Origin of the sequence: Sinomonas mesophila, from assembly GCF_001999765.1 — a bacterium.
GTDB classification, from domain to species: Bacteria; Actinomycetota; Actinomycetes; order Actinomycetales; family Micrococcaceae; genus Sinomonas; species Sinomonas mesophila.
On record NZ_KV908328.1, the window covers coordinates 60,917 to 82,750 of the forward strand.

A 21,834-nucleotide genomic window follows, 5' to 3' on the forward strand; every position below is an offset into this window, starting at 1 on the left:
CTCGCTCCGCGGGCGCCCCGCCCCCGTTACGGTGGATGAAATCTCAGTGCCAAAGAGAAGGATGACACTCCCATGACGGCAACGGCGCCGCTCCTGTCCGATTCCAGCCTGCCTGCAGACTCCAGCCTGCCCGCAAACGGCACGGCCGAGCTGGCCGCCCCGGAGGCGGCCCCCACGACGAAGTCCGCGGGACATGTGATCGTCGATTCGCTCATCGCGCACGGTGTCACCCGGACCTACGTCGTCCCCGGCGAGTCGTTCCTCGATGTGCTCGACGGGCTGCACGAGTCCGAGGTCGAGACGGTCGTGTGCCGGCACGAGGGCGGCGCGGCGTACATGGCCGAGGCCGACGGGAAGATGAACCAGGTCCCCGGCATCGCGATGGTCACCCGCGGCCCGGGCGCCGCGAACGCGCACGTGGGCCTGCACACCGCCTGGCAGGACTCGACGCCGATGGTCCTGTTCGTGGGCCTCATCCCGTTCGCGCACCGCGACCGCGAGGCCTTCCAGGAGTTCGACATCAAGTCCTGGTTCGACACCGGGGCCAAGCGCGTCATGGTCCTGGATCACGCCGAGCGCGCCTCGGAGCTCGTGGCCGAGGCCATGTTCGCCGCGATGAGCGGCCGTCCCGGCCCGGTCGTCGTCGGCCTCCCCGAGGACGTCATCCAGCAGCAGATCGACCCGGCCATCCACCCGGCCATCCCGGTCGCGAACGGCGGCATGACCGTCACCGACTGGAAGACGCTCAAGTCCGCCCTGTCCGAGGCCGAGAAGCCGCTCTTCGTCGTCGGCGGCAACGACTGGACCCAGGAGGGCGCGACCGCCCTGACGAACTGGCTCGAGGACCACAACATCCCGGCCGCCGCGGAGTGGCGCTGCGAGGGCACCATCCCGTTCGACTCGCCGTCCTACGTCGGACCGATCGGCTACGGCCGGCCCAAGCCGACCTACAACCTGTTCGAGGAGACGGACCTGCTCGTCTTCGTCGGCACCGTTCCCGGCGACGTCATCACCGACGGCTTCGTCTGCCGGCAGGACTGGGGCAAGAAGAACTTCCTCGTCACGATCGACCCGTCCCTGCGCGGCCGCTCCGGCCCGGTCTCCTACCAGATCGTGGCCAAGCCGGACGTGTTCGTGCGCGACCTCGTCATGATGAACCTGCCCGTCCGCGAGGAATGGAAGGCCTGGACCGAGCGGATGCGCATCGAGCAGGAGAAGTTCTCCGCCCTCCCGCCGGCCGAGCCCACCGACGGTCCGGCCCGCATGGACACCCTCATGGCCAACCTCTGCGAAGACCTGCCCGAGGACGCCATGGTCACCCTCGGCGCGGGCGAGCACACCAACTGGGCCCACCGCTACTTCCCGACCCAGCGCTACGCGTCCATGATCTCGGCCCGCAACGGCTCGATGGGCTACTCCGTGCCGTCCGCGATCGCGGCCTCGCTCGCCCACCCGGGCCGCCGCGTCGTGACCATCGCGGGCGACGGGGAGTTCCTCATGAACGGCCAGGAGCTCGCCACAGCGGCCCAGTACGGGGCGACCCCACTCGTGGTCGTCATGGACAACCAGGAGTACGGCACGATCCGCACCCACCAGGAACGGCACTACCCCGAGCGCATCTCCGGGACCCAGCTGAAGAACCCGGACTTCGCGCTCATGGCCCAGGCCTTCGGCGGCTTCGGCGTCCGGGTCGAGAAGGACGCTGACGTCCCGGCCGCCCTCGAGGCCGCGCTCAAGGCGATCGACGAGGACGGCGTGTTCGCCCTCATCCACCTCGTGGTCGAGCAGCGCGTCAAGGCGTACTGACCCTTCCCGTCCGCAGCCGCGGATCCCGCAGCAGCGCGCGACGGCGCGTCCCCGGCCCAGGCCCCGGGGACGCGCCGTCGCGCGTCAGTGCGCGGCGCTCCCGACCCGCGCGGCGGACAGGTCGAGGAACACCTGCCGGTTGAGCTCGAACGATTCGACGGCATAGGCGAGGATCTCGTCCTTCTCCCCGCGGCTGAACGCGGCCGCGTCGAGCTTGGCGCGATACGCGTCCTTGTAGGGCTTCGGCTTCGGGACGCCGGAGAAGGCGTAGAACGCCAGTCCCTCGGAGGGCACGCCGTAGTGGCGCTGGACGATGCTCGCGATGATCTGGCCGCCGGACAGGTCGCCGAGGTAGCGCACGTAGTGGTTCGCCAGGAGGAACGTCGCCGATGCCGGGCCGAGCGCCTCGATCCGCCCGGCATAGGCCAGCGCACCGGGGGTTGAGGGGACGTCCCCGGCCTCGAGGCGGCCCGCCCACTCCGGACCGAAGTGGTACCTCATGTCCGACTCCAGCGCCGGAACCCGCTCAAGGGCGGGATCCGTGAAGGGGGCGAGCCGGGGGTCGCGGTTGGCCGCGAGCGCCGCCTCGAGCGCCCGGTAGATGGCGAGGTTCTGGGCGAGCATGACGGCCACCTGCGCGGCGTCCAGCCGGCCCGCCAGCAGGTCGGAGACGAAGGCCGCCTCCTCCGCGTGCCGGTGGGCGGCCTCCGTGTGGCTCTTGAGTTCCTCGGCGAAGGCGGTCATGGGGACTCCTGTGGTGACCGGACGGGGCGCGGCCGCGCTCTTGACGACACAGTGTCACAACCACGGCCGCCGCGGAAGGGCTGAACGGCCGCCACGGATCGCCGGCCTCGGCCGCGCCAGTAGAATCGAGGCCGTGACCAACGTGAGCAGCCCCCTCAACGCGCCCGCAGGCAAGGCGCCCGTGACCGACCTCTCCGCGTCCTTCAAGGCCTACGACGTGCGCGGGATCGTGGGCGAGACCATCGACGCGACCGTCGTCGAGGCTGTCGGCGCGGCCTTCGTGGACGTCCTGGGCCTCGCGGGGCAGACGGTCCTCGTCGGCGGGGACATGCGCCCCTCCTCCCCCGAGTTCATCTCAGCCTTCGCGAGGGGCGCCGCCGCCCGCGGGGGCCGCGTCGAGACCATCGGCCTCATCTCCACCGACGAGCTCTACTACGCGTGCGGCGCCGTCGGCGCGGCGGGCGCGACCTTCACCGCGAGCCACAACCCGGCCGCCTACAACGGCATCAAGATGGCCAAGGCCGGCGCGCTGCCCGTCTCCTCCGAGACCGGCCTGGCCGAGATCCGGGCCGCCGCGGAGGCCTACCTCACCGCCGGCGTGATCGAGCCCGTCGACGAGCCCGGCCCGATCGCGGTGCGGGACGTGCTCGCCGACTACGCCGCGTACCTGCGCGGCCTCGTCGACCTCTCCGGCATCCGCCCGCTCACGGTCGTCGTCGACGCGGGCAACGGCATGGCGGGCCTCACGACCCCCGCCGTGCTCGGCGACCAGCTCCTCTCCGGCCTGCCGCTGGAGATCGTCCCGCTGTACTTCGAGCTCGACGGCACGTTCCCCAACCACCCGGCCAACCCGCTCGAGCCGGAGAACCTGCGCGACCTTCAGGCCGCCGTCGTGCGCCACGGCGCGGATATCGGCCTCGCGTTCGACGGCGACGCCGACCGCTGCTTCGTCATCGACGAGAAGGGCGAGCCCGTCTCGCCGTCGGCCATCACGGCCCTCGTCGCGCGCCGCGAGATCGCCCGGGCGAAGGCCGCGGGCGAGGCCGAGCCCGTCGTCATCCACAACCTCATCACCTCCCGCGCCGTGCCCGAGCTCGTCCAGCACGACGGCGGCCGGCCAGTCCGCACGCGCGTGGGCCATTCCTTCATCAAGGCGGTCATGGCCGAGGAGGGCGCGGTGTTCGGCGGCGAGCATTCGGCGCACTACTACTTCCGCGACTTCTGGAACGCGGACACGGGCATGCTCGCGGCGATGCACGTTCTCGCGGCCCTCGGCGGCCAGGAGCTGCCGCTCTCCGAGCTCGGCGCCGAGTACGAGCCGTACGTCTCCTCGGGCGAGATCAACTCCGAGATCGAGGACAAGGCGGCCGCCGTCGCGCGCGTGCGCGAGGCGTACGCGGGCGAGGACGTCGCGATCGACGACCTCGACGGGACGACCTTCTCGGCCGCGGACGGCTCGTGGTGGTTCAACCTGCGCCCGTCGAACACCGAGCCGTACCTGCGGTTCAACGGCGAGGCCAAGGACCGCGAGACGCTCGAGTCGCTGCGCGACAACGTCCTCGAGATCGTGCGCGCATGAGCGACCAGCAGGGCCAGGCCAAGGACCAGTCCGCACAGCTGCGCGAGGTCCTCGGCACCGCCCTCGGCATCGCGCAGGAGCACCTTGAGCAGAACGGCGGCTTCCTCCCGTTCGGCGTGACCCTGGCGGACGACGGCGAGCTGCGGCTCGTGCTCGTCACCCCGCCCGAGCCGGACGCGGAGGGCGGCCTCGACGCCGAGTCGATGATGGAGGACGTCCTCGAGCTCCTGCGGCAGGGCCGCGACGGGTACCAGGCCGTCGCCTTCGCCTCCGACGTCTCCCTTCCCGAGCACGGCGCTGGTGGTTCTGACGGCATCCACGCCGCTGCCGAGCACCGGGACGGCGGGCTCATGGCGGCGGTCGTCCCGTACACGCTGACCGCGGAGGGCTATGTCTTCAGCCCGCTCGAGCCCGACGGCCACGAGCCGGCGGTCTTCACCGCCTGAGCCCCGGGCCGGGTCACCCCCGCGCGGCCACCTCGCGGGCGCCGCTCCCTGCGGCCTCCGCGGGGTGACCCGCTGCGGCCCCCGCGGGGTGACCCGCTGCGGCCCCCGCGGGGTGACCCGCGGCCGGGAGGGGGCGCCGGCGCGGCCTGATCAGGGTCGTCGCGACGCCGGCGAGGAGCAGGGCCCCGCCCACGATCTCGAGTGCCTCGGGGACCTCGCCGAAGGCGAGCCATGCGGCGAGCATGCCCACGGGCGGCACGAGGAGCGTGTAGGGCGCGACGGCGGCGGAGGGGTACCGTCCGAGCAGCGTGTTCCATGCCGAGTAGCCGACCAGGGATGCGAGCACGACGGTGAAGAGCGTCGCGGCCCACGCCTGCCACGACAGGTGCGCCAGCGAACCGAGCGCCACGGCCGGGCCGTCGACGACGGCGGCGAGCCCAAGCATCGGGACCGGCACCACCAGGGCGGACCACACGACGATCCCGAGCCCCGACGCCCCCTTCGCGGCCCGGGCCACCGTGTTGCCGACCCCCCACGACAGTCCGGCGAGGACGACGAGGAGCACGGGACCGAGCGGGGCCACCGCACCGCGGCCGAGCCCCACGACGACGAGCCCCGCCACGCCCGCGCCCACCCCGGCGAGCTGCGCCGCCGTCGGACGCTCGCGCAGCACCGCCGCTGCGAGCAGGATCGTGAAGACCATCTGGCTCTGCAGCACGAGCGGGGCCAGCCCCGCGGGCATCCCGAGATGCAGCGCGACGTACACGAGCCCGAATTGGCCGGCGCTCATGAAGGCCCCGATCCCGACGAGGACGCGCCACGGCACCTGGGGGCGCGGCACGAAGAAGACGGCGGGCACGGCGACGAGCCCGAAGCGCAGGGCCACAAACACGAGCGGCGGGACGTCCCGGAGCCCGAGCTCGATCGCGACGAAGTTGACGCCCCAGAGGACGGCGACGAGGACGGCGAGGGCAGTGTGCTTCGGCTTCACCCCTCCATGCTCTATCCCCGGACCATGAAGCACCAGCACGCATTTCTGCATAGGACCATCTACAATCTCTTCATGATCGATCTCCAGGCCCTGCGCTCCCTCGTCGCCGTCGAGCGCCACGGCTCGGTCGTCGCCGCCGCAGAGTCCCTCGGCTTCAGCGCGAGCGCTGTGTCGCAGCAGATCAAGAAGCTCGAGCGGCAGTCCCGCGCGGCCCTTCTCGAGCGCGCCGGCCGCGGCGTGGTGCTGACCGAGCGGGGCCGCGCCCTTGTCGAGCGCGGCGTCCGGCTCCTCGCCGACCTCGAGCGGGTCGAGGCGATGCTCGCCGCAGACGATTCGCCCCAGGGGACGCTCGCGGTCGTGTCCTTCTCGACGGCGACCCGCGCCCTCTTCGGCACCGTCGTCCGGCGGGCCGCCGAGGAGGCCCCCGGCCTACGGCTCGAGGTCACGAGCGTGGAACCAGCCGACGCCGTCCGGCTCGTCGCGCACGGGGACGCGGACATCGCCGTCGTGCACACCTGGAACTCGGTGCCGCTCGAGATCCCCGCGCACGTCGCGCTCGAGCCGCTGTGCGAGGACGAGGCCGACGTCGTGCTCCCCGCCGGCCATCGGCTCGCGGCGCGCCGCGAGCTCGAGCGCCGCGACCTCCTCGACGAGACCTGGTGCTCGACCCCGCGCGGTGCGATCTGCCACGAGGCCCTCATGCGGCTCTTCAGCGCCGAGGGCGCGCTCCCCCGGATCGGCTTCACGGACCCGGACTTCGCGACGCACGTCGCCCTCGCGGACGACGGCGCGGCGCTCGCCCTCGTGCCCCGGCTCGGCCGGCCCGAGCTGCCCTCGGGCGTCGTCGCGAGGCCGCTCGCGGGCGAGCGCCCGCGCCGGCTCGTCTCGGCCGCCTACCGGCGGACGATGTCGGCGAGCCCCGGAGTCCAGCTCGTCGTGCGGCTCCTGCACGAGGCGGCCGCGGGATCCTCCCCCTCCGCGGCGGCGTAAGCGCGTACACTTTCGCCATGCGCATGACCGCCTTCGAGGACGTGAGCCTCCGCGCCCTCCTGCTGCTGGGCGCCCTCGATCACAGCCAGCCGCTCGCAACCCGCGCGATCGCGGACGGGATCGGGACCCCGTACAACCACGTGAGCAAGGCTGTGCTCCGCCTCAGGGAGCTCGGTTTCCTCGAGGCGACCCGCGGCCGCTCCGGCGGGGTCCGGCTCAGCGCCGCCGGGCGCCAGGCGACGGTCGGCGGCGTCCTGCGCGCGCTCGATACCCGTGAGGACCTCGTGGAGTGCGAGTCGCCCAGCGGCCACTGTCCGCTCAACACCGAATGCGGCCTCCGCAGCGCCCTGCGCCGCGCCCGCGAGTCCTTCTACACGGCGCTCGACGACGTCGTCATCAGCGCGCTCCCCCACGAGCGCCAGATGCGCCCCGTCCTCCTCCAGATCGGCCTGCGCCCGCCCGCCTGAGACAGCTCGCTCGGTTTGCCTTTTTCTACGCTGGGCAGAAGACTGGGGTCCAATTCAGCACTACAGATGCTGGAAAAGCGGCCCGGTTCGGGGGCGGATACCGCGCGTCCGCCGGGGCAGGACAGATGCGAGAAGGGGCCGCCCCCGGGGCCATGTATGGGGGGTCCCGGAGGCGGCCCCGTCGATCGCCGTTGCGGGTCACCTCCCTGCGTTGCGGGTCACCTCCCTGCGTTGCGGGGTCACCTCCCTGTGTTGCGGGGTCAGTTGGCGGCGGTGAACCACGCCCCACGGAACTGCGGCCGCTCCAGCTCGTCGAGGGCCGCGACCGCGTAGTCCTGGCTCGAGATCGAGTGCCCGGCGGCGGGGACACCGACGGCGGTCGTATAGGCGCCCGTGCGCTCGCCCGGGGCGATGACGGCGGCCGGAGCCTGGACGGTGACATCGACTCCCGCGTCGCGGAGGGCAGCGTAGGCCGCGTACACGGCGTCGGACTCGCCCTTGTACTCGGCCGGGAAGCCCGGGGCGTCCTTGATCTGGACACCCTCGGCGTTCTTGAGACCGCCGAAGCCGCCCACCATGTAGAGTCGCGCCTCGCTGGGGACCTGGGCGATCGCCCGGTGCGCCTCGACGAACGGCTCGCGCGAACCGCCGGTGCGGTCCGGCACCGTCGCGAGCACGACGACGTCGTGCGCGTGCGCGATCGAGCGGTACGCCTCGAGGTCGGCGAGGTCGGCGGCGCGGGCCGCAGCCCCCTCGACGGCGCCGCCGCTCCTGCTCAAGGCGGTCACCTCATGGCCGCGGCGGACGGCCTCGGCCGCGATCTGGCTGCCGATCATGCCGGTGGCTCCGTAGACGGCGATCTTCATGCGCGCTCCTTAGGTTGAAGGGTCAAGCAGTTGAGCGCCTACAGTATCCAATTGATACCAAGTACTTCAACGTTCTATAGTTACCACGTGGAAACCAGGCCTTTCGACGTCATGAGCGCGGACTGTCCCTCGCGCGTCGTCCTGCAGCGCATCGGGGACAAGTGGACCCCGCTCATCGTCCAGGCGCTCAAGGACGGCCCGCGCCGCTTCTCCGCCGTCCGCGCCGCCGTCGAGGGCGTGACGCCCAAGGTCCTCACGCAGTCGCTGCGCTCCCTCGAGCGCGACGGGATCGTGGCCCGGTCCGTCTACGCCGAGGTCCCCGTCCGTGTCGAGTACCGCCTGACCCCGCTCGGGGAGAGCCTCCTCGTGCCCCTCGATGCGGTCCGCGCGTGGGCCGAGTCCCACGCCGGGCGCATCCTCGAGGCCCGCGAGGCATTCGACGCCGTCGCGGACTGACCCTTCGCACCGCACCTCGGGTGGCGGGTCACCTCGCGCGGCGAGGGACTGACCTCGCATCCTTGGAAGGTGACCCCGCAACGTTGGAAGGTGACCCCGCAACGTTGAGAGGTGACCCCGCATCCTGGGCTAGAAGAGCTGGCGCCAGTTCGTCTTCGCGAGGTTGAGCAGCTCGTCGCCGCGCCCCGACAGGACCGTCCGAAGGGCATAGAGCGTGAAGCCCTTGGCCTGCTCGAGCGTGATCGCGGGCGGGATGGCAAGCTCCTGCCGCGCGGTCACGACGTCGACGAGCGCCGGGCCGTCGTGCGCGAGGGCCTCCTTGAGCCCGGCTTCGAGCGCGGACGAGTCGTCGATCCGCACGCCCCTGATCCCGATGGCCTCCGCGAGCGCCGCGAAATTGGGATTGGCCAGGTCGGTCGCGTAGTTGACGAACCCGGCGGACTTCATCTCGAGCTCGACGAAGTTCAGCGACGAGTTGTTGAAGACGACGACCTTGACCGGGAGCCGGTTCTGCGTGAGCGTGAGCAGCTCCCCGAGGAGCATCGCGAGGCCGCCGTCGCCCGAGAGCGAGACGACCTGCCGGCCGGGGAACGCGGCCTGCGCGCCGATGCCGTGCGGGAGCGCGTTCGCCATGGTCCCGTGGTTGAACGATCCGATGAGCCGGCGGCGCCCGTTCATCGTCAGGTAGCGCGCGGCCCACACGACCGGGGAGCCGACGTCGGCCGTGAACACCGCGTCCTCGGCGGCGAGCGCGTCGAGGACCCGGGAGACGTATTGCGGGTGCAGCGGCTCCCCCGCCGTCGTCGGGGTCGCGAGGTCGTCGAGCTTGGCGCGCGCCTTGGCGTAGTGCTTGACCGCCGACTCGAGGTGCGAGCGGCGGCGCTTGCGCTCCACGAGCGGCAGCAGCGCGGCCGCCGTCGTGCGCACGTCGCCGACAAGGCCGAGGTCGAGGGACACGCGCCGGCCGAGCTGCTCGCCGCGCACGTCGACTTGGACGATCTTCGCCTTCTCCGGATAGAACTGCCGGTAGGGGTAGTCCGTGCCGAGCATGAGCAGGGCGTCGCACGCCTCCATCGCGCGGTAGCCCGAGCTGAAGCCGAGCAGGCCGGTCATGCCCACGTCGAAGGGGTTGTCGTACTCGAGGTGCTCCTTGCCGCGGAGCGCATGCACGATCGGCGCGCCGAGCGCGTCGGCGAGGGCCACGACCTCGGCGTGGGCGCCCTCGGTGCCGGCGCCCGCGAGGATCGTCACCTTGGAGGCGCCGTTGAGGATCGCGGCGGCCTCAGCGAGCTCGGCGCCGTCGGGCACGATGCGCGGCCGCGCGCGGCGCACGACGGCGACGCCGCGCTTCTCGAGCGGCCGTGCCGCCGGAGCGAGCGCGACGTCGCCCGGTAGCACGACGACGGCGACGCCCCGCCGCTCGACGGCGGTCCGGAGGGCGATCTCGAGGATGCGCGGCATCTGCTCGGGGTCGCTGACATGCTCGGCGTAGACGCTGCACTCGCGGAACACCTCCTGCGGGTGCGTCTCCTGGAAGTAGGTGGAGCCGATCTCGGCGCTCGGGATGTGCGCCGCGAGCGCGAGGACGGGCACGCGCGAGCGGTTCGCGTCGTAGAGGCCGTTGATGAGGTGCAGGTTGCCGGGGCCGCACGAGCCCACGCACACCGCGAGCTCGCCCGTGAGGGCGGCCTCGGCGGAGGCGGCGAAGGCCGCGGCCTCCTCGTGGCGGACGTGGACCCAGTCGATGCTCGGCGTCTCGCGGAGGGCCTCGGTGACGCCGTTGAGCGAGTCGCCCGGGATGCCGTAGACACGCTGGATCCCGTTGGCGGCGAGGGTTTCGACGATGTTCTGCGCTATGGTCGTCATGCGGCCACGCTAGCGGCGCGGGCCCGAGGCGGGTACCCCTCGGGCCGCACGTCACGAGGCCGTCTTTCCTGTCCCGAGTACGATGGGCAACGATCCTCGGGAGGAGCCCATGGCACAGGAGAGCACCGACACCGCGCGCGCGGGCCGCTCTCTCGCGTCCGGGGTATACGAGTGGCTCCGCGAGCGGATTATCGACGGGACACTGGCGCCGGGCGAGAGGATCCGCGAGCGCGAGGTTGCCGAAGACCTCCGGGTCTCGCGCATCCCCGTGAGGGAGGCGCTCCCCCAGCTCGAGAGCGAGGGCTACATCGTGACCCTCCCGCGCCGCGGCGCCGTCGTGACCCACATGACGGTCCGGGACGTCACGGAGCTCTTCGACGTCCGCTCGAGCCTCGAGGTGCTCGCAGCGCGCCTGGCCTCGGAGGCCTGCACCGCCGGGAGCTCCCCTGCCGCCCTCGAAGCCACGCTCGAGGAGGCCGCCCGGGCGGTGGCCGCGAAGGACGCCGCGCACATCGCCGACGTCAACGCGCGGCTCCACGAGGAGATCCTCGCCCTCTCGGGCAACCGCCTGCTCGACAAGCTCATGGCACCCGTGAGCGGCCACGTGCGCAGGCTCTTCCACATCGCCAGCGACCGCGACCAGGATGTGCTCCACGCCGAGCACGTGGCCCTCGTGCAGGCCATCGTCGCGGGCCACGCCGACCTGGCCGCCGCGCTCGCCTTCGCCCATGTGGAGCACAGCCGGAACGAGTGCCTTCCGATCGTGGAGGGCCTCCTCCCCTGATCACCGGACTCCCCTGCGGAGAACAGCGCCGGGCAGGCACCGGCACCAGCCTTCACTCCCGCGTGAGCAGCGGCAGCACCACGTCGTCGACGACGCCCTCGAGGAATTCGGCGTCGAGCAGGCCCGGGCCGAGGAGGAAGCGCTGCCGCATCAGGGCCGGCCCAGCCTCGAGCCGCCGCTCCGTGAGGGCCGACGCCGGGCACTCGCCGCGGGCGGCGGCACGCTCGGCGATCGTGCGCATCATGGCGAGCGCGCTGCCGCGGCTCACGGCCGCAAGCCGGTCCGCGGCCGGGTCACGCAGCGCGTCACCGAGGAGGCCCCTGAGGGCGACGCCGACCGGGCCGCGCAGCTGCTCGGCCGCGAGGGTGAGGACGGCGAGGGCGTCTCCGCGCAGGCTGCCCGTGTCGGGGAGCCGCCCGGGATGCGGCATCGCGTCCCGCACGGCGTCGAGCACGAGCGCGGGCAGGCCATCCCAGCGGCGGTACAGGCTCGCCTTCCCGGTCCCGGCCCGGGCCGCGACGCGCTCCATGCTCAGGCCCGCGTAGCCTTCCTCGGCAACGATCCCGAGGACGGCGTCGAAGATCGCCCGGTGCAGCGCGGCCCCGCGGCGCCGGGGGAGGGTCCGGTGATCGGCCGGCGCGTCCGGACTCACCGTTCCCCGTCCGGGAATACGGCGCCTGCCGAGCCGTCGACCACGACGCGCTGCCCGTCGCTCAGCACCGCTGTCCCCCGGCCGGTGCCCATGACGGCCGGGATCCCATACTCGCGGGCGACGATGGCCGCGTGTGAGCCGAGCCCGCCCGTGTCGACGACGACGGCCGCCGCTCGCTGGAACAGCGGCGTCCACGAGGGGTTCGTGTAGGGGCACACGAGGATGTCCCCCGCGCCGAGGCTCCCGAACTCCTCAGGCCCCCGGACGACGCGTACGGGCCCGGACGCCCGGCCCCGGCTCGCCGCCGTCCCGGACACGAGGGCGCCCTCGGCCGTGCGCCGGTCGGCGAACAGGAGCTCGGGGTCGAGCAGCGGGAACGGCTCGAGGCTGCGTCGCTTCTCGGCCCGTGCCGCCACGAGCGGGCGGTACGCCTCGCGCACCCAGGCCGGCAGCGCGCCGCCGACGGCGGTATCGCCGTCGTCTGTAACAGCGGCGAGCTCGCCGAACGTGAGGTGCCAGACGTCGTCGCGCGTGTCGAGGACGCCCGCCTCGGCGAGGCGCCGGCCGAGTTCGAGGAGGGCGCGGCGCAGGGGCGGGAGCACCGCGGTCGCGTAGAAGTGGGAGTCCTCGCGGAAGGCCATGCCCGCGCGGGCGCGCTCGACGGCGTCGAGCAGCGCGCGCCGCAGCGGCGGGAGCGCGCGCACGAGCGGGTGCCGGCGCAGCTCGGCGAGCGCCTCGGCCGTCTGGCCGGCCGGCACGGCGGGTGCGTCCCCCATGAGCGTGCGCACGATCCCGAGCACGGTTTCGGGGGTGTCGCGCCACGTGGGCGCGCTCGAGACGACGACGCTCACGGTCTCGCGGTGGCCGAACTCGGCCAGGAAGGCCTCGAGCTCGGCCCGGAACGCGGCGAAGCGGGGCTCGGTGCGCACGCGCGCCAGGACGGACGACGGCGGGTCGGCCGCGAGGATGCGGGACAGCTCGGCGTCCGCGGCGGCTCGCCGGGCGAGGGCCGCCAGAGCCTCGTTGGCGGCGCTCGTGCGCGTCGGGGCGCCGGCGACGAGGGCCGGCCCCAGGCGCCGCAGGCCCAGCGCGGCGAGGGCGAGCCGGAGCGGGGCCTGCGGGAGGAACGAGCTCGGGAGGTACGCGACACGGAGGTCGGCGACGAGGGACATCGCAGCGAGGGCGTCCTCGGCCACACCCACCACCGCGCGCCACGGGAGCGCGGCGAGGTCCGCGGCCTCGAGCCGGCGGATCTCGGCGAGGAACGCGGCGAGGCGCGGGTCCTCTCTCCAGTGCCGCGCGTCGTAGCGGCGCATGCGCGCGAGGACGGAGGCCGGGGCGGCGAGGGTACGCAGCGTGGGCCGCGGCAGCGGGGGCACGAGCTGGACGACGACGCCGTCCTCCTCGCGCAGGAGCTGCCCTACGTCGGGGAAGACGACGCCGACGCTGCCGGCCATGCGGTGCAGCATGTCCACGATCCCGTGGCGCAGCCACCCCGTGACGTCGAGCGGGTACGGCCGCACCTGGAACATCTCGAGGAAGAACGGGCCGACGATGCGCTGGAAGCGGTCCAGGCGCGGCGGCTGCGGCGGCAGGCCCGTGAGCGGGCGGGACTGGACGAGCATCACGCGGCCGTCCGCGAGGGCCCACTCCATATCCTGCGGCCTTCCGAAGTGCTCCTCGGCGCGCCGCGCCAGCCGCGCGAGCTCGGCGAGCTGGGCCGGGGTGAGGAGCGGCCTGGGCGCCAGCCCGTGCCCGTTCGAGGGAGCGCGTTCGACGACGGTGCCCCCGGACGCGGCCGCCCGGACCGCCGCGTCGCGGCCGCCAGGGGCGTGGTCAAGGACCTCGCCCTCCGGCCCCAGGACCCAGTGCTCGGGCGTGACGAGTCCCGAGACGACGGCCTCGCCGAGCCCGGCGGCCGCGTCCACGACCGTCTGGCCCCGCTCCCCCGTCACCGGGTTCGCGCTGAACAGCACGCCCGCAACGTCGGCGTCGACGAGCCGCTGGACGACGACGGCGATGCCCACCCCCGCGTGGTCGACCCCGGCCCGCGCGCGGTACGCGACCGCCCGGTCCGTCCAGAGCGACGCCCAGCAGCGGAGCACGGCGTCGAGCACGGCGTCGGGGCCCACGACATTGAGGAACGTGTCCTGCTGGCCCGCGAACGCCGCGCCGCCGAGGTCCTCGGCGGTCGCGCTCGAGCGCACGGCGACGGGCCCGCCGCCGAGCTCTGCGTAGGCGAGCGAGACCGCCCGGCGCACGTCCTCGGGAACCCGCGCGGCCCGGACGGTGTCGCGGAGCCGGGCGGCGGCGCCCTGTCCGGCCGCAGCCTGTCCCGTCCGCCCCGCGCCGAGGGCCTCCTCGACGAGCGCACCGAGCCCCGCGTCGTCGGCCATCCGGGCGTACGCGGCCGTCGTGACGACGAACCCGGGCGGGACGGGGAACCCCGCGCGCACGAGCTCCCCGAGGTTGGCGCCCTTGCCCCCGGCGAGGGCGAGGTCCCCGGCACCGAAGGATGCGAGGGGGCGGACGATCGGCTCAGGCATGGCGGCCTCCTGGGGTCTGGCCGCGGCCTTCGGCGAAGGCCTCGGTTCGCAGTTCGCGCTCGGGAAGGAACAGGGTCAGGACGAACGCGACCGCGAGAACGGCGGCGGACGCGGCGGCCACGGGCGGAAGGGCGGCGCCGAACGCAGCGGAGACGTCCCCCGCGATCCCCGGGGGCAGGGTCGCGAGCGATTCCGGGTCGAGGGAGCCGGCGCGGTCGCCGAGCACCCTGATGGCCTCCTCGGGCAGGCGCGCCACGAAACCTGCCGTGAGGATCGCGCCGAGGCCCACGACGCCGGCCGCGGCCCCCGCCTGGCGCACGAGCGCGACGGCTGACGTCGCGGCGCCGAGGGTCTCGCGGGTCGCGGCGTTCTGAGCCACGGCGACCATGATCTGCATTGTGAGCCCCACGCCGAGGCCGGTCAGCGCCACGGATGCGGCCGCGGCGGGCAGCCCACCGGCCGGACCCAGGAGCGCGAGGGTCCCCTGACCCGCCGCGGCGAGCGCCATCCCCGCGACGGGGAAGGCCCGGTAGCGCCCCGTGCGGCTCACGACGGCCCCGGAGGCGATGGCGGCGGTCAGGAGCGCGACCATGAGGAGCAGGAGCACGGCGCCGGAGGCCGTCGCGGAGGCTCCGAGCGCGATCTGCAGGTAGGCGGGCAGATAGGCGATGGAGGAGAACATCGCGAAGCCGACGAGGAAGCTCACGGCCACCGCGAGCACGAATGCGGGGTCCCGCCAGAGGGCCCGGGGCATGCTCGGACCGGCGTGGCGCGTGGGCGGCGTGAGGCGGATGCCGCGGACGATCGCGTACGCGGCCCCCGCGGCCAGCGGGACGTAGCCGAGGAAGATCCACCGCCACGAGGCAAGGTCCACGACGGCGCCGCCCACGAGAGGACCGATGACTGCCGCCGCCATGAAGGCGATGCCGAGCAGGCCTAGATAGCGCCCTCGTTCCCGCGGGCTCACAAGCTCGCCGAGCGTGGCCTGCGCGCCGATCATGAGCGTCCCGCCTCCGAGGCCCTGGAGGGTGCGGTACGCGACGAGCTGCGGCACACCAGCGGCGGAGGCGCACAGCGACGCTCCGAGGACGAAGACGGCGAGCCCGCCGAGGAGGACCCTGCGGTGGCCCGCCCGGTCGCCGAGGAACCCCGCGGCGGGCATGGCCGCCGTCGCGGCGACGAAGTAGGCGGCCACGATGAGCGGCATGTGCTCCGGGCCCCCGAGGTCCCCGGCGACGCTCGGAAGGGCCGAGGCCATCGCCGTCTGGTCCACCGTCGCGAGGAACATGACGAGCATGAGCCCCGGAAACGCCCTGCGCACCCGCTCGGGAATCCGGTCCCTGCGCTCCATGCGCCCACGGTACGCCCGAACGTTAGAGAACGCAACGTCCTCTATTGGCTTCTTGGCCGCGTCCACAGGGTCACGCGCAGCGGTGCGCACACGACGACGGCGGCGCCCCACGCGAGGTGGGACGCCGCCGTCGTGCGCGTCAGTCCTGGACTACGAAAGGCGCGACTTGAGGCCCTCGAGCTCGGCCGTGATGCTGTCCGGGAGCGAGCCGCCGAAGCGGTCGAACCACTCCTGCAGGCCGGCGAGCTCGGTCACCCACTCGTCGCGGTCGAAGCGGACGGCCTCCTGGACCTCGGCGGGTGTCATGTCGAGGCCGGTCAGGTCGAGGCTCTCCGGGGTCGGCACGAAGCCGATCGGGGTCTCGACGGCGTCCGCGGCGCCCTCGATGCGCTCGATGGCCCACTTGAGGACGCGGGAGTTGTCACCGAAGCCCGGCCACGCGAAGCCGCCCTCGCGGGTGCGGCGGAACCAGTTGACGAGGAAGATCTTCGGCAGCCGCGCCGGATTCGCCTTGGCGGAGACGTTGACCCAGTGGTTGAGGTAGTCGCCCGCGTCGTAGCCGATGAACGGCAGCATCGCCATCGGGTCGCGGCGCACGACGCCGACGGCGCCCGCGGCCGCGGCGGTCGTCTCCGAGGAGAGCGTGGCGCCCATGAAGATGCCGTTCGCCCAGTCGCGGGACTGCGTCACGAGCGGGACCGTCGTCTTGCGGCGGCCGCCGAACAGGATCGCCGAGATCTCGACGCCCTCCGGGGCGAAGTACTCGGGGGCGAGCATGTCGATCTGGTCGATCGGCGTGCAGAAGCGCGAGTTCGGGTGGGCGGCGGGGCGGCCGGACTCGGGGGTCCAGTCGTTGCCCTGCCAGTCGGTGAGGTGGGCCGGGACCTCGTCGGTCATGCCCTCCCACCACACGCCGCCGTCGTCCGTGAGCGCGACGTTAGTGAAGATGCTGTTGCCCTTGGCGATGGCGCGCATCGCGTTCGGGTTGGTGCCCCAGCCGGTGCCGGGGGCCACGCCGAACAGGCCCGCCTCGGGGTTGATCGCGCGGAGCTCGCCCTCCTTGCCGAAGCGCATCCAGGTGATGTCGTCGCCGAGGGTCTCGACCTTCCAGCCCTCGATCGTCGGGTCGAGCAGCGCGAGGTTGGTCTTGCCGCACGCGGATGGGAAGGCCGCGGCGACGTTGTAGACCTTGTTCTCGGGGCTCGTGAGCTTGAGGATGAGCATGTGCTCGGCGAGCCAGCCCTCGTCGCGGGCCATGACCGAGGCGATGCGCAGCGCGTAGCACTTCTTGCCGAGCAGGGCGTTGCCGCCGTAGCCGGAGCCGAAGGACCAGATCGAGCGCTCCTCGGGGAAGTGCACGATCCACTTCTCGGGGTTGCACGGCCACGCCACGTCCTCCTGGCCCGGCTCGAGCGGGGCGCCCACGGAGTGCAGAGCCGGGACGAAGAACGCCTCGGTGGCCTCGATCGTGTTCAGCACGTCCGTGCCGATGCGGGCCATGACGCGCATCGAGGCGACGACGTAGGCCGAGTCGGTGATCTCGACGCCGAACTTCGGCTCCTCGGCGTCAAGGTGGCCCATGACGAAGGGGATGACGTACATCGTCCGGCCGCGCATGGAGCCGTCGAAGAGGCCACGCAGCTTCTCCTTCATGGTGGACGGGTCCATCCAGTTGTTGGTGAAGCCAGCGTCGCGCTCGTCCTCGGAGCAGATGAAGGTCTGCTCCTCGACGCGGGCCACGTCCGCGGGGTCGGAGAAGGCCGCGAAAGAGTTCGGGAACAGCTCCTGGTTCAGGGGCGTGAGGGTCCCGGCGGCGACGAGCTCGTCCGTCAGCTGGCGGTACTCCGCCTCGGAGCCGTCGACCCAGTGGATGCTCTCGGGCTTGGTCAGCTCGGCAACTTCCTCGACCCAGGAGAGCAGCGGCTCGTACGTGGTGGGGGCTTCCGCGAGCAGCGGCAGACGAGTTTCGCCCATAGTCTTACTCCTTTGATCGGGTCGGCGTGTCCTTCCACTGTAGGGAAGGTGGTCTGTACCACCCGCCCACCAAGGTTTCTGAAATGAGAGCGAAACATCTGAAACCCCGGGATTTCGGGGATAAGAGGCTCCAACGGCTGGATTTAAGTGATGAAGGTCACGTAGACCGGTCTAGTTGGGGCGCGTCATCTTGGGGTGTCGGGCGCCATGCTCGCTCGATTTGGAACTGCGGACGAGTTCGCGTAAAGTTGTTCGAGGCCGAGCGGGGCGGGAACGCTCCGAACGGCAGGTAAGCGCCCATAGCTCAGCTGGATAGAGCGTCTGTCTACGGAACAGAAGGTCAGGGGTTCGAATCCCTTTGGGCGCACAGTGACGGAAATCCCCCGGTCTGCCGACCGGGGGATTTCTGCGTTATAAGCCGGGCCGAGGCCGGAACGTGGCCGACCGCGGCCCGGCCCCGGGGTGCGCCGCGCCGGCGCGCGGTGACCGCTTTTCGGGACCCGGGCGATCCCGAGGGGTGGCGTACGATCGACGCCGTGGACTACGACTACGACGTCATCGTGATCGGGGGCGGGGCCGCAGGCGAGAACGCCGCGGCGCGCGCGGTGAAGGGCGGCCTGAGCGCGGCGATCGTCGAAGCCGATCTTGTGGGCGGCTCGTGCTCCTACTGGGCCTGCCAGCCGTCGAAGGCCCTCCTGCGGCCAGGAGCAGCCCTTAAGGCCGCCCGCTCGGTGGCGGGCGCCCGCGAGGCCGTGACCGGCTCGCTCGACGTCCCTTCCGTCCTCGGCCGCCGCGACGCCGCCGCCAACTCCTGGGAGGACTCAGCCCAGGTCGAGTGGGCCGCCGAGGCCGGCATCGCGATCCTGCGCGGCAGGGCCCGCCTGTCCGGCGCCCGCCGACTCAGCGTCACCGACGCCCGCGGCGACCGCCTCATGCTCACCGCGCGGCACGCCGTCGTGCTCGCGACCGGATCCGCGCCCTCCATCCCCCGCATCCCGGGGCTCCACGACGCCCCCTTCTGGACGACCAAGGACGCCACGAGCGCACGCGAGGTGCCCGAGAGCCTCGTCGTCGTGGGCGGCGGCGTCGCGGGCGCCGAGCTCGCCCAGGGGTTCGCGCGGCTCGGTGCGGGCGTGACCGTCGTGGCCCGCGGACCGTTCCTGGCTGGCTTCCCGGTCGACGCCCGCGAGCTCGTGGCCGCCGGCCTGAGGGCCGACGGCGTCGACATCCTGGAGAACGCGTCCCTGGAGCTCGTGGAGCGGGCGGACGACGGCGTGCGGACCACGCTTACGGACGGCCGCGCTCTCGAGGCGGCGAGGCTGCTCGTCGCGACGGGGCGGCGTCCAGCGCTCGATGGCCTCGGCCTCCCGGCCTTCGGGATCGAGCCCGTCTCGATGCGCGTGGACGAGACGGGCCGCGTCCAGGGGCTCTCGTGGCTCTATGCCGTGGGGGACTGTGCCGGCGGACCCAAGCTCACCCACCAGGGCAAGTACCAGGCGCGCATCACCGGGGATGCGATCGCCGCCCGCGCCCGGGGGGAACTGGAAGCCGGCGCCACAGCCGAGCCGTGGAGCGCCTGGGCCCGCACGGCAGACAGGCTCGCCGTGCCGCAGGTCGTGTTCACCGACCCGCAGGTCGGCATCGTGGGGCTCAGCGAGGAGGAGGCGTGGGAGGCGGGCCTGCGGGTGCGCCCCGTGGCCCTGCCGATCAACGTCACCGGCGCCTCCCTGCGCGCGGAGGACTACGAGGGCTGGGCGCAGATCCTCGTCGACGAGGACCTGCGCACGATCGTGGGCGCGTGCTTCGCCGGGCCGGACGTCGCCGAGCTCGTCCAGGCCGCGACGATCGCGATCGTCGGCGAGGTTCCGCTCGAACGTCTCTGGCACGCCGTGCCGGCCTTCCCGACCCTCTCCGAGGTCTGGCTGCGCCTCCTCGAGGCGTACGGGCTCTGACTCCCGAGCGCTGCCGGCGCATGCGGTGAGGCCTCCCGACGGCGGGGCGAGGGGCTCTTGACGGCGTGTGAGCGCGCCGCCCGAGAAACGTCGGGGGGTGCTGCCAGAATGGGGGCATGGCCGCCCCGCACCCGCGTTTCCAGCCCCTGCGCCCGAGCGCCCGGGCGACCCTCTGGTCTGCGGGGGCGGCGGCGGCATCGGCCTTTGTCACGGCCCTGACCCTCGACGGCGGCGCGGCCTCGCTCACCCTCACGGCACTCGGCGCCTTCGTCGCGTGCGCGCTCTACGCGATCCTCGGCATGTCCCGCTACGCCGTGGCCGCGGTCGCGGCCGTCGGCGCGGCCATCGCGATCGGTGCGGGGCTGGCCTTCCTGCGGCTCATCGGGCTCGCCTGGGACCAGGACCCGGATGCCGTCTCGACGATCTCGAGCAGGGACGCCGACCCGTTCTTCCTCGGCGCGATGCTGGCCGCCGCCGGGACGCTCGCGGTCCTGTTCGTGGGCGCCGTGTGGCCGCAGCCGCGGCGCCGGGCCCGTGCCTCCCGGATGGCCCAGCGCCGCCCGTCCCTGCGCCGCCCGTCCGCGGCTCCCCGGCGTCCGCAGTCGGCGTCGGCCGCGCCCCGTTCCGCCCAGCGGGCTGCAGCGGGAGCCACGGCGCGGCGGCCCGTCGTCAGTGCCCCGCAGCGCGCGGTACAGCGAAGTCGGTGAGCCGGGCGTCCTGCCCGTCGAGCTCCGCCCACGGCCCCTCGACCTCGAAGACCGCAAGGCCTGTGGTCGGGAAGTGGCTCGCAGCGTCCATGTAGGCCTCGTGGTCCGAGTCCCGCGAGGCGAGGCGAAGGACAAGGTCCTGGACCCCGGGCATGTGCGCGATGAGCAGGAGGGTGCGCACGGTCTCGGGCACGTGGTTGACGACGGCGAGCATCCGCGCCGCGCCCGCGGCGTACAGGCCCGACTCGAGCTTGGGCGTCGGGGCGAGGTCGCCCAGCTGATCGCACACCCACGTGCAGGTCTGCCGCGTGCGCAGCGCGATCGAGCACAGGATGAAGTCGGGGACCACCTCGTGCGCCAGGAGCCACTTGCCGGCCTCGGGGGCGTCGGCATGGCCGCGCTTCGCCAGCGGCCGCTCGACGTCCGGCACTCCGTCCGGCCAGGCCGCCTTCGCGTGGCGCAGGACCACGAGCCGCTTGAGGTGGTGGTTGCTCATGCGCCAAGCCTAGGCCCGCTGGGGGCTCCCCCGGGGTGGAGCCGGGTCAGATGGAGTACTCGGGCGCAGCCCAGACGATGACCTCGGGGTGCTCGTAGAAGCGGTATCCCTGGCCACGAACGGTGCGGACCGTGTTCGCGAGCCTGCCGAGCTTGGACCGCAGGCGGCGGATGTGCACGTCGATCGTGCGCTCGTTGGGCACCTCCTCGGCGTTCTTCCACAGGCCGTCGAGGAGCTCGTCGCGGCTGACCGTGCGGGTGCCGTTCTCCACGAGGAAATTCAGGAGCTCGAACTCCTTGAACGTGAGATTGACGGTCTCGCCGTCCAGATGGACCTCGCGGCGGGCCAGATCGATGAGCACTCCGGACGGGCGGGCATCCTGCTGGGGCGCCTGGCGGGGCTCGGGACGCTGCTGGCGGGAGGCGATCGTCGGGTCGCCGAAGGTCGAGCGGACGACGTCCAGCGAGGACCCGGGTGCGCTTGCGGGCGCCACCGCGACGGCGGCATAGCTCTCGACGCCGGCGACGAGATTCTGGGCATAGGCCCGGATCTCCTGGGCGATGCGGGCGATCGAGGTGCCTGCTGCGGCGGCCTCCTGCTCGGAGAGGCCGACATAGAGGACGAAGCCGTGCGCGACGTTGTCGGCGGCGACGGCGCGGACGGGCTCGGCCGACGGCGCGATGACCGGGGTCGGGGCGGTCATCGGGGCGTAGTCGTCGGCGATGGGCCGCACCGGCTGCTGCTGCGGGCGGACAGGGTGCGTGTAGCCGGGGACATGCGGATCGGCCTGGCCCGGGCCGCGGGTGCCGAACGGCTGGCGCTGGCTTCCCTGCTGGGCCTTCTGGGCGTTGCGGACGGAGATGTGGACGTAGCCGGATGCAACAGACATAGTGCGCTGACCTCGTTGGTGACTAGCCGCGGTTGCGGCATCGAATGCGGAGCGTTGACGCCCGCGTGGCGGAGGATGCCCGACGCTGGGCTGTGGACGTGCTAGTTGCTGGGGTGGTGCAGTCAGCTCGACATTCGACAGCAGCACATTGCCCGGATGGCGGGTGAGCTTCCGGCGCGGTCGGCGGCGACAGGTGCTGCTGAGTCCTTGTTCACATTGACGAGTGTGTCTCGTAACAATGCCTACAAGCAAGTAACAATGCCGGATTTGTC

General features: G+C 72.8%; 19 protein-coding genes and 1 tRNA gene. 10 read left to right on the forward strand and 10 right to left on the reverse strand.

Annotated features, from left to right (window positions below; translation table 11 throughout):
* Positions 1–72 precede the first annotated feature (72 nt).
* Positions 73–1,806 (forward strand): thiamine pyrophosphate-dependent enzyme, encoded by a 1,734-nt coding sequence (locus tag BV907_RS08640; protein WP_077489324.1) that lies wholly within the window; start codon positions 73–75, stop codon positions 1,804–1,806.
* Between the two features lie 84 nt (positions 1,807–1,890).
* On the opposite strand, the gene BV907_RS08645 is transcribed toward BV907_RS08640, so the two are convergent.
* Positions 1,891–2,550, reverse strand: a complete 660-nt coding sequence (locus BV907_RS08645; protein ID WP_077489325.1) for a biliverdin-producing heme oxygenase — start codon at positions 2,548–2,550, stop codon at positions 1,891–1,893.
* A 133-nt stretch (positions 2,551–2,683) separates the two neighbouring features.
* On the opposite strand from BV907_RS08645, the gene BV907_RS08650 reads away from it, so the two are divergent.
* The gene (locus BV907_RS08650) at positions 2,684–4,129 is read left to right on the forward strand and encodes a phosphomannomutase/phosphoglucomutase (protein ID WP_245827867.1); all 1,446 of its coding nucleotides are present in this window, start codon (positions 2,684–2,686) and stop codon (positions 4,127–4,129) included.
* Positions 4,126–4,575 (forward strand): hypothetical protein, encoded by a 450-nt coding sequence (locus BV907_RS08655; RefSeq protein WP_077489326.1) that lies wholly within the window; start codon positions 4,126–4,128, stop codon positions 4,573–4,575. The genes BV907_RS08650 and BV907_RS08655 overlap by 4 nt, the downstream gene beginning before the upstream one ends.
* Before the next feature lie 13 nt (positions 4,576–4,588).
* On the opposite strand, the gene BV907_RS08660 is transcribed toward BV907_RS08655, so the two are convergent.
* The gene (locus BV907_RS08660; RefSeq protein ID WP_175637418.1) at positions 4,589–5,566 is read right to left on the reverse strand and encodes an EamA family transporter; all 978 of its coding nucleotides are present in this window, start codon (positions 5,564–5,566) and stop codon (positions 4,589–4,591) included.
* Between the two features lie 72 nt (positions 5,567–5,638).
* Here BV907_RS08660 and BV907_RS08665 point away from each other — a divergent pair, with 72 nt between their 5' ends.
* Both BV907_RS08665 and BV907_RS08670 read left to right on the forward strand, forming a co-directional pair.
* Positions 5,639–6,556 (forward strand): LysR family transcriptional regulator, encoded by a 918-nt coding sequence (locus BV907_RS08665; protein WP_077489328.1) that lies wholly within the window; start codon positions 5,639–5,641, stop codon positions 6,554–6,556.
* 17 nt (positions 6,557–6,573) lie between these two features.
* On the forward strand, positions 6,574–7,023 hold the full coding sequence (locus BV907_RS08670; protein WP_077489329.1) for an RrF2 family transcriptional regulator: 450 nt from the start codon (positions 6,574–6,576) through the stop codon (positions 7,021–7,023).
* Between the two features lie 260 nt (positions 7,024–7,283).
* Here BV907_RS08670 and BV907_RS08675 read toward each other — a convergent pair whose 3' ends face one another.
* Positions 7,284–7,889: an NAD(P)-dependent oxidoreductase gene (locus BV907_RS08675; RefSeq protein ID WP_077489330.1), complete on the reverse strand. Its 606-nt coding sequence runs from the start codon at positions 7,887–7,889 to the stop codon at positions 7,284–7,286.
* Positions 7,890–7,976: 87 nt separating this feature from the next.
* Between BV907_RS08675 and BV907_RS08680 the strand changes: the two genes are divergently transcribed.
* Positions 7,977–8,345, forward strand: a complete 369-nt coding sequence (locus tag BV907_RS08680) for a winged helix-turn-helix transcriptional regulator (protein ID WP_217697903.1) — start codon at positions 7,977–7,979, stop codon at positions 8,343–8,345.
* A gap of 129 nt (positions 8,346–8,474) precedes the next feature.
* On the opposite strand, the gene poxB is transcribed toward BV907_RS08680, so the two are convergent.
* Entirely contained in the window at positions 8,475–10,211 is a 1,737-nt protein-coding gene (poxB, locus tag BV907_RS08685) for a ubiquinone-dependent pyruvate dehydrogenase (protein WP_077489332.1), read from the reverse strand.
* Positions 10,212–10,320: 109 nt separating this feature from the next.
* Here poxB and BV907_RS08690 point away from each other — a divergent pair, with 109 nt between their 5' ends.
* The gene (locus tag BV907_RS08690; RefSeq protein ID WP_077489333.1) at positions 10,321–10,995 is read left to right on the forward strand and encodes a GntR family transcriptional regulator; all 675 of its coding nucleotides are present in this window, start codon (positions 10,321–10,323) and stop codon (positions 10,993–10,995) included.
* 52 nt (positions 10,996–11,047) lie between these two features.
* Here the strand turns inward: BV907_RS08690 and BV907_RS08695 are convergent, their stop codons facing one another.
* The 4 genes from BV907_RS08695 to BV907_RS08710 form a co-directional block, all read right to left on the reverse strand.
* Positions 11,048–11,647 carry a TetR/AcrR family transcriptional regulator gene (locus BV907_RS08695; protein WP_077489334.1) on the reverse strand — a complete coding sequence of 200 codons (600 nt, stop codon included), beginning with the start codon at positions 11,645–11,647 and terminating at the stop codon, positions 11,048–11,050.
* The gene (locus BV907_RS08700) at positions 11,644–14,193 is read right to left on the reverse strand and encodes a PEP/pyruvate-binding domain-containing protein (RefSeq protein WP_077489335.1); all 2,550 of its coding nucleotides are present in this window, start codon (positions 14,191–14,193) and stop codon (positions 11,644–11,646) included. Before BV907_RS08700 ends, BV907_RS08695 begins: the two co-directional genes overlap by 4 nt.
* Positions 14,186–15,544 carry an MFS transporter gene (locus BV907_RS08705; protein ID WP_077489336.1) on the reverse strand — a complete coding sequence of 453 codons (1,359 nt, stop codon included), beginning with the start codon at positions 15,542–15,544 and terminating at the stop codon, positions 14,186–14,188. The genes BV907_RS08700 and BV907_RS08705 overlap by 8 nt, the downstream gene beginning before the upstream one ends.
* 150 nt (positions 15,545–15,694) lie before the next feature.
* Positions 15,695–17,518, reverse strand: coding sequence for a phosphoenolpyruvate carboxykinase (GTP) (locus tag BV907_RS08710; RefSeq protein WP_077489337.1), 1,824 nt, complete (start codon positions 17,516–17,518; stop codon positions 15,695–15,697).
* A gap of 293 nt (positions 17,519–17,811) precedes the next feature.
* Here BV907_RS08710 and BV907_RS08715 point away from each other — a divergent pair.
* The 3 genes from BV907_RS08715 to BV907_RS08725 all read left to right on the forward strand — a co-directional run bounded on the left by BV907_RS08715 (position 17,812) and on the right by BV907_RS08725 (position 20,177).
* A tRNA-Arg gene (locus BV907_RS08715) sits at positions 17,812–17,885 on the forward strand.
* A 169-nt stretch (positions 17,886–18,054) separates the two neighbouring features.
* Positions 18,055–19,470 carry a dihydrolipoyl dehydrogenase family protein gene (locus BV907_RS08720; RefSeq protein ID WP_139346677.1) on the forward strand — a complete coding sequence of 472 codons (1,416 nt, stop codon included), beginning with the start codon at positions 18,055–18,057 and terminating at the stop codon, positions 19,468–19,470.
* 116 nt (positions 19,471–19,586) lie between these two features.
* Complete coding sequence (locus tag BV907_RS08725) at positions 19,587–20,177, forward strand: hypothetical protein (RefSeq protein WP_077489339.1); 591 nt, start codon at positions 19,587–19,589, stop codon at positions 20,175–20,177.
* Here BV907_RS08725 and BV907_RS08730 read toward each other — a convergent pair.
* Together BV907_RS08730 and BV907_RS08735 are read right to left on the reverse strand one after the other, a co-directional pair.
* On the reverse strand, positions 20,140–20,673 hold the full coding sequence (locus BV907_RS08730; protein ID WP_077489340.1) for a SixA phosphatase family protein: 534 nt from the start codon (positions 20,671–20,673) through the stop codon (positions 20,140–20,142). The two genes, BV907_RS08725 and BV907_RS08730, sit on opposite strands and share 38 nt — an antisense overlap.
* 46 nt (positions 20,674–20,719) lie before the next feature.
* Positions 20,720–21,562: a winged helix-turn-helix domain-containing protein gene (locus tag BV907_RS08735; RefSeq protein WP_077489341.1), complete on the reverse strand. Its 843-nt coding sequence runs from the start codon at positions 21,560–21,562 to the stop codon at positions 20,720–20,722.
* Positions 21,563–21,834: the final 272 nt, after the last annotated feature.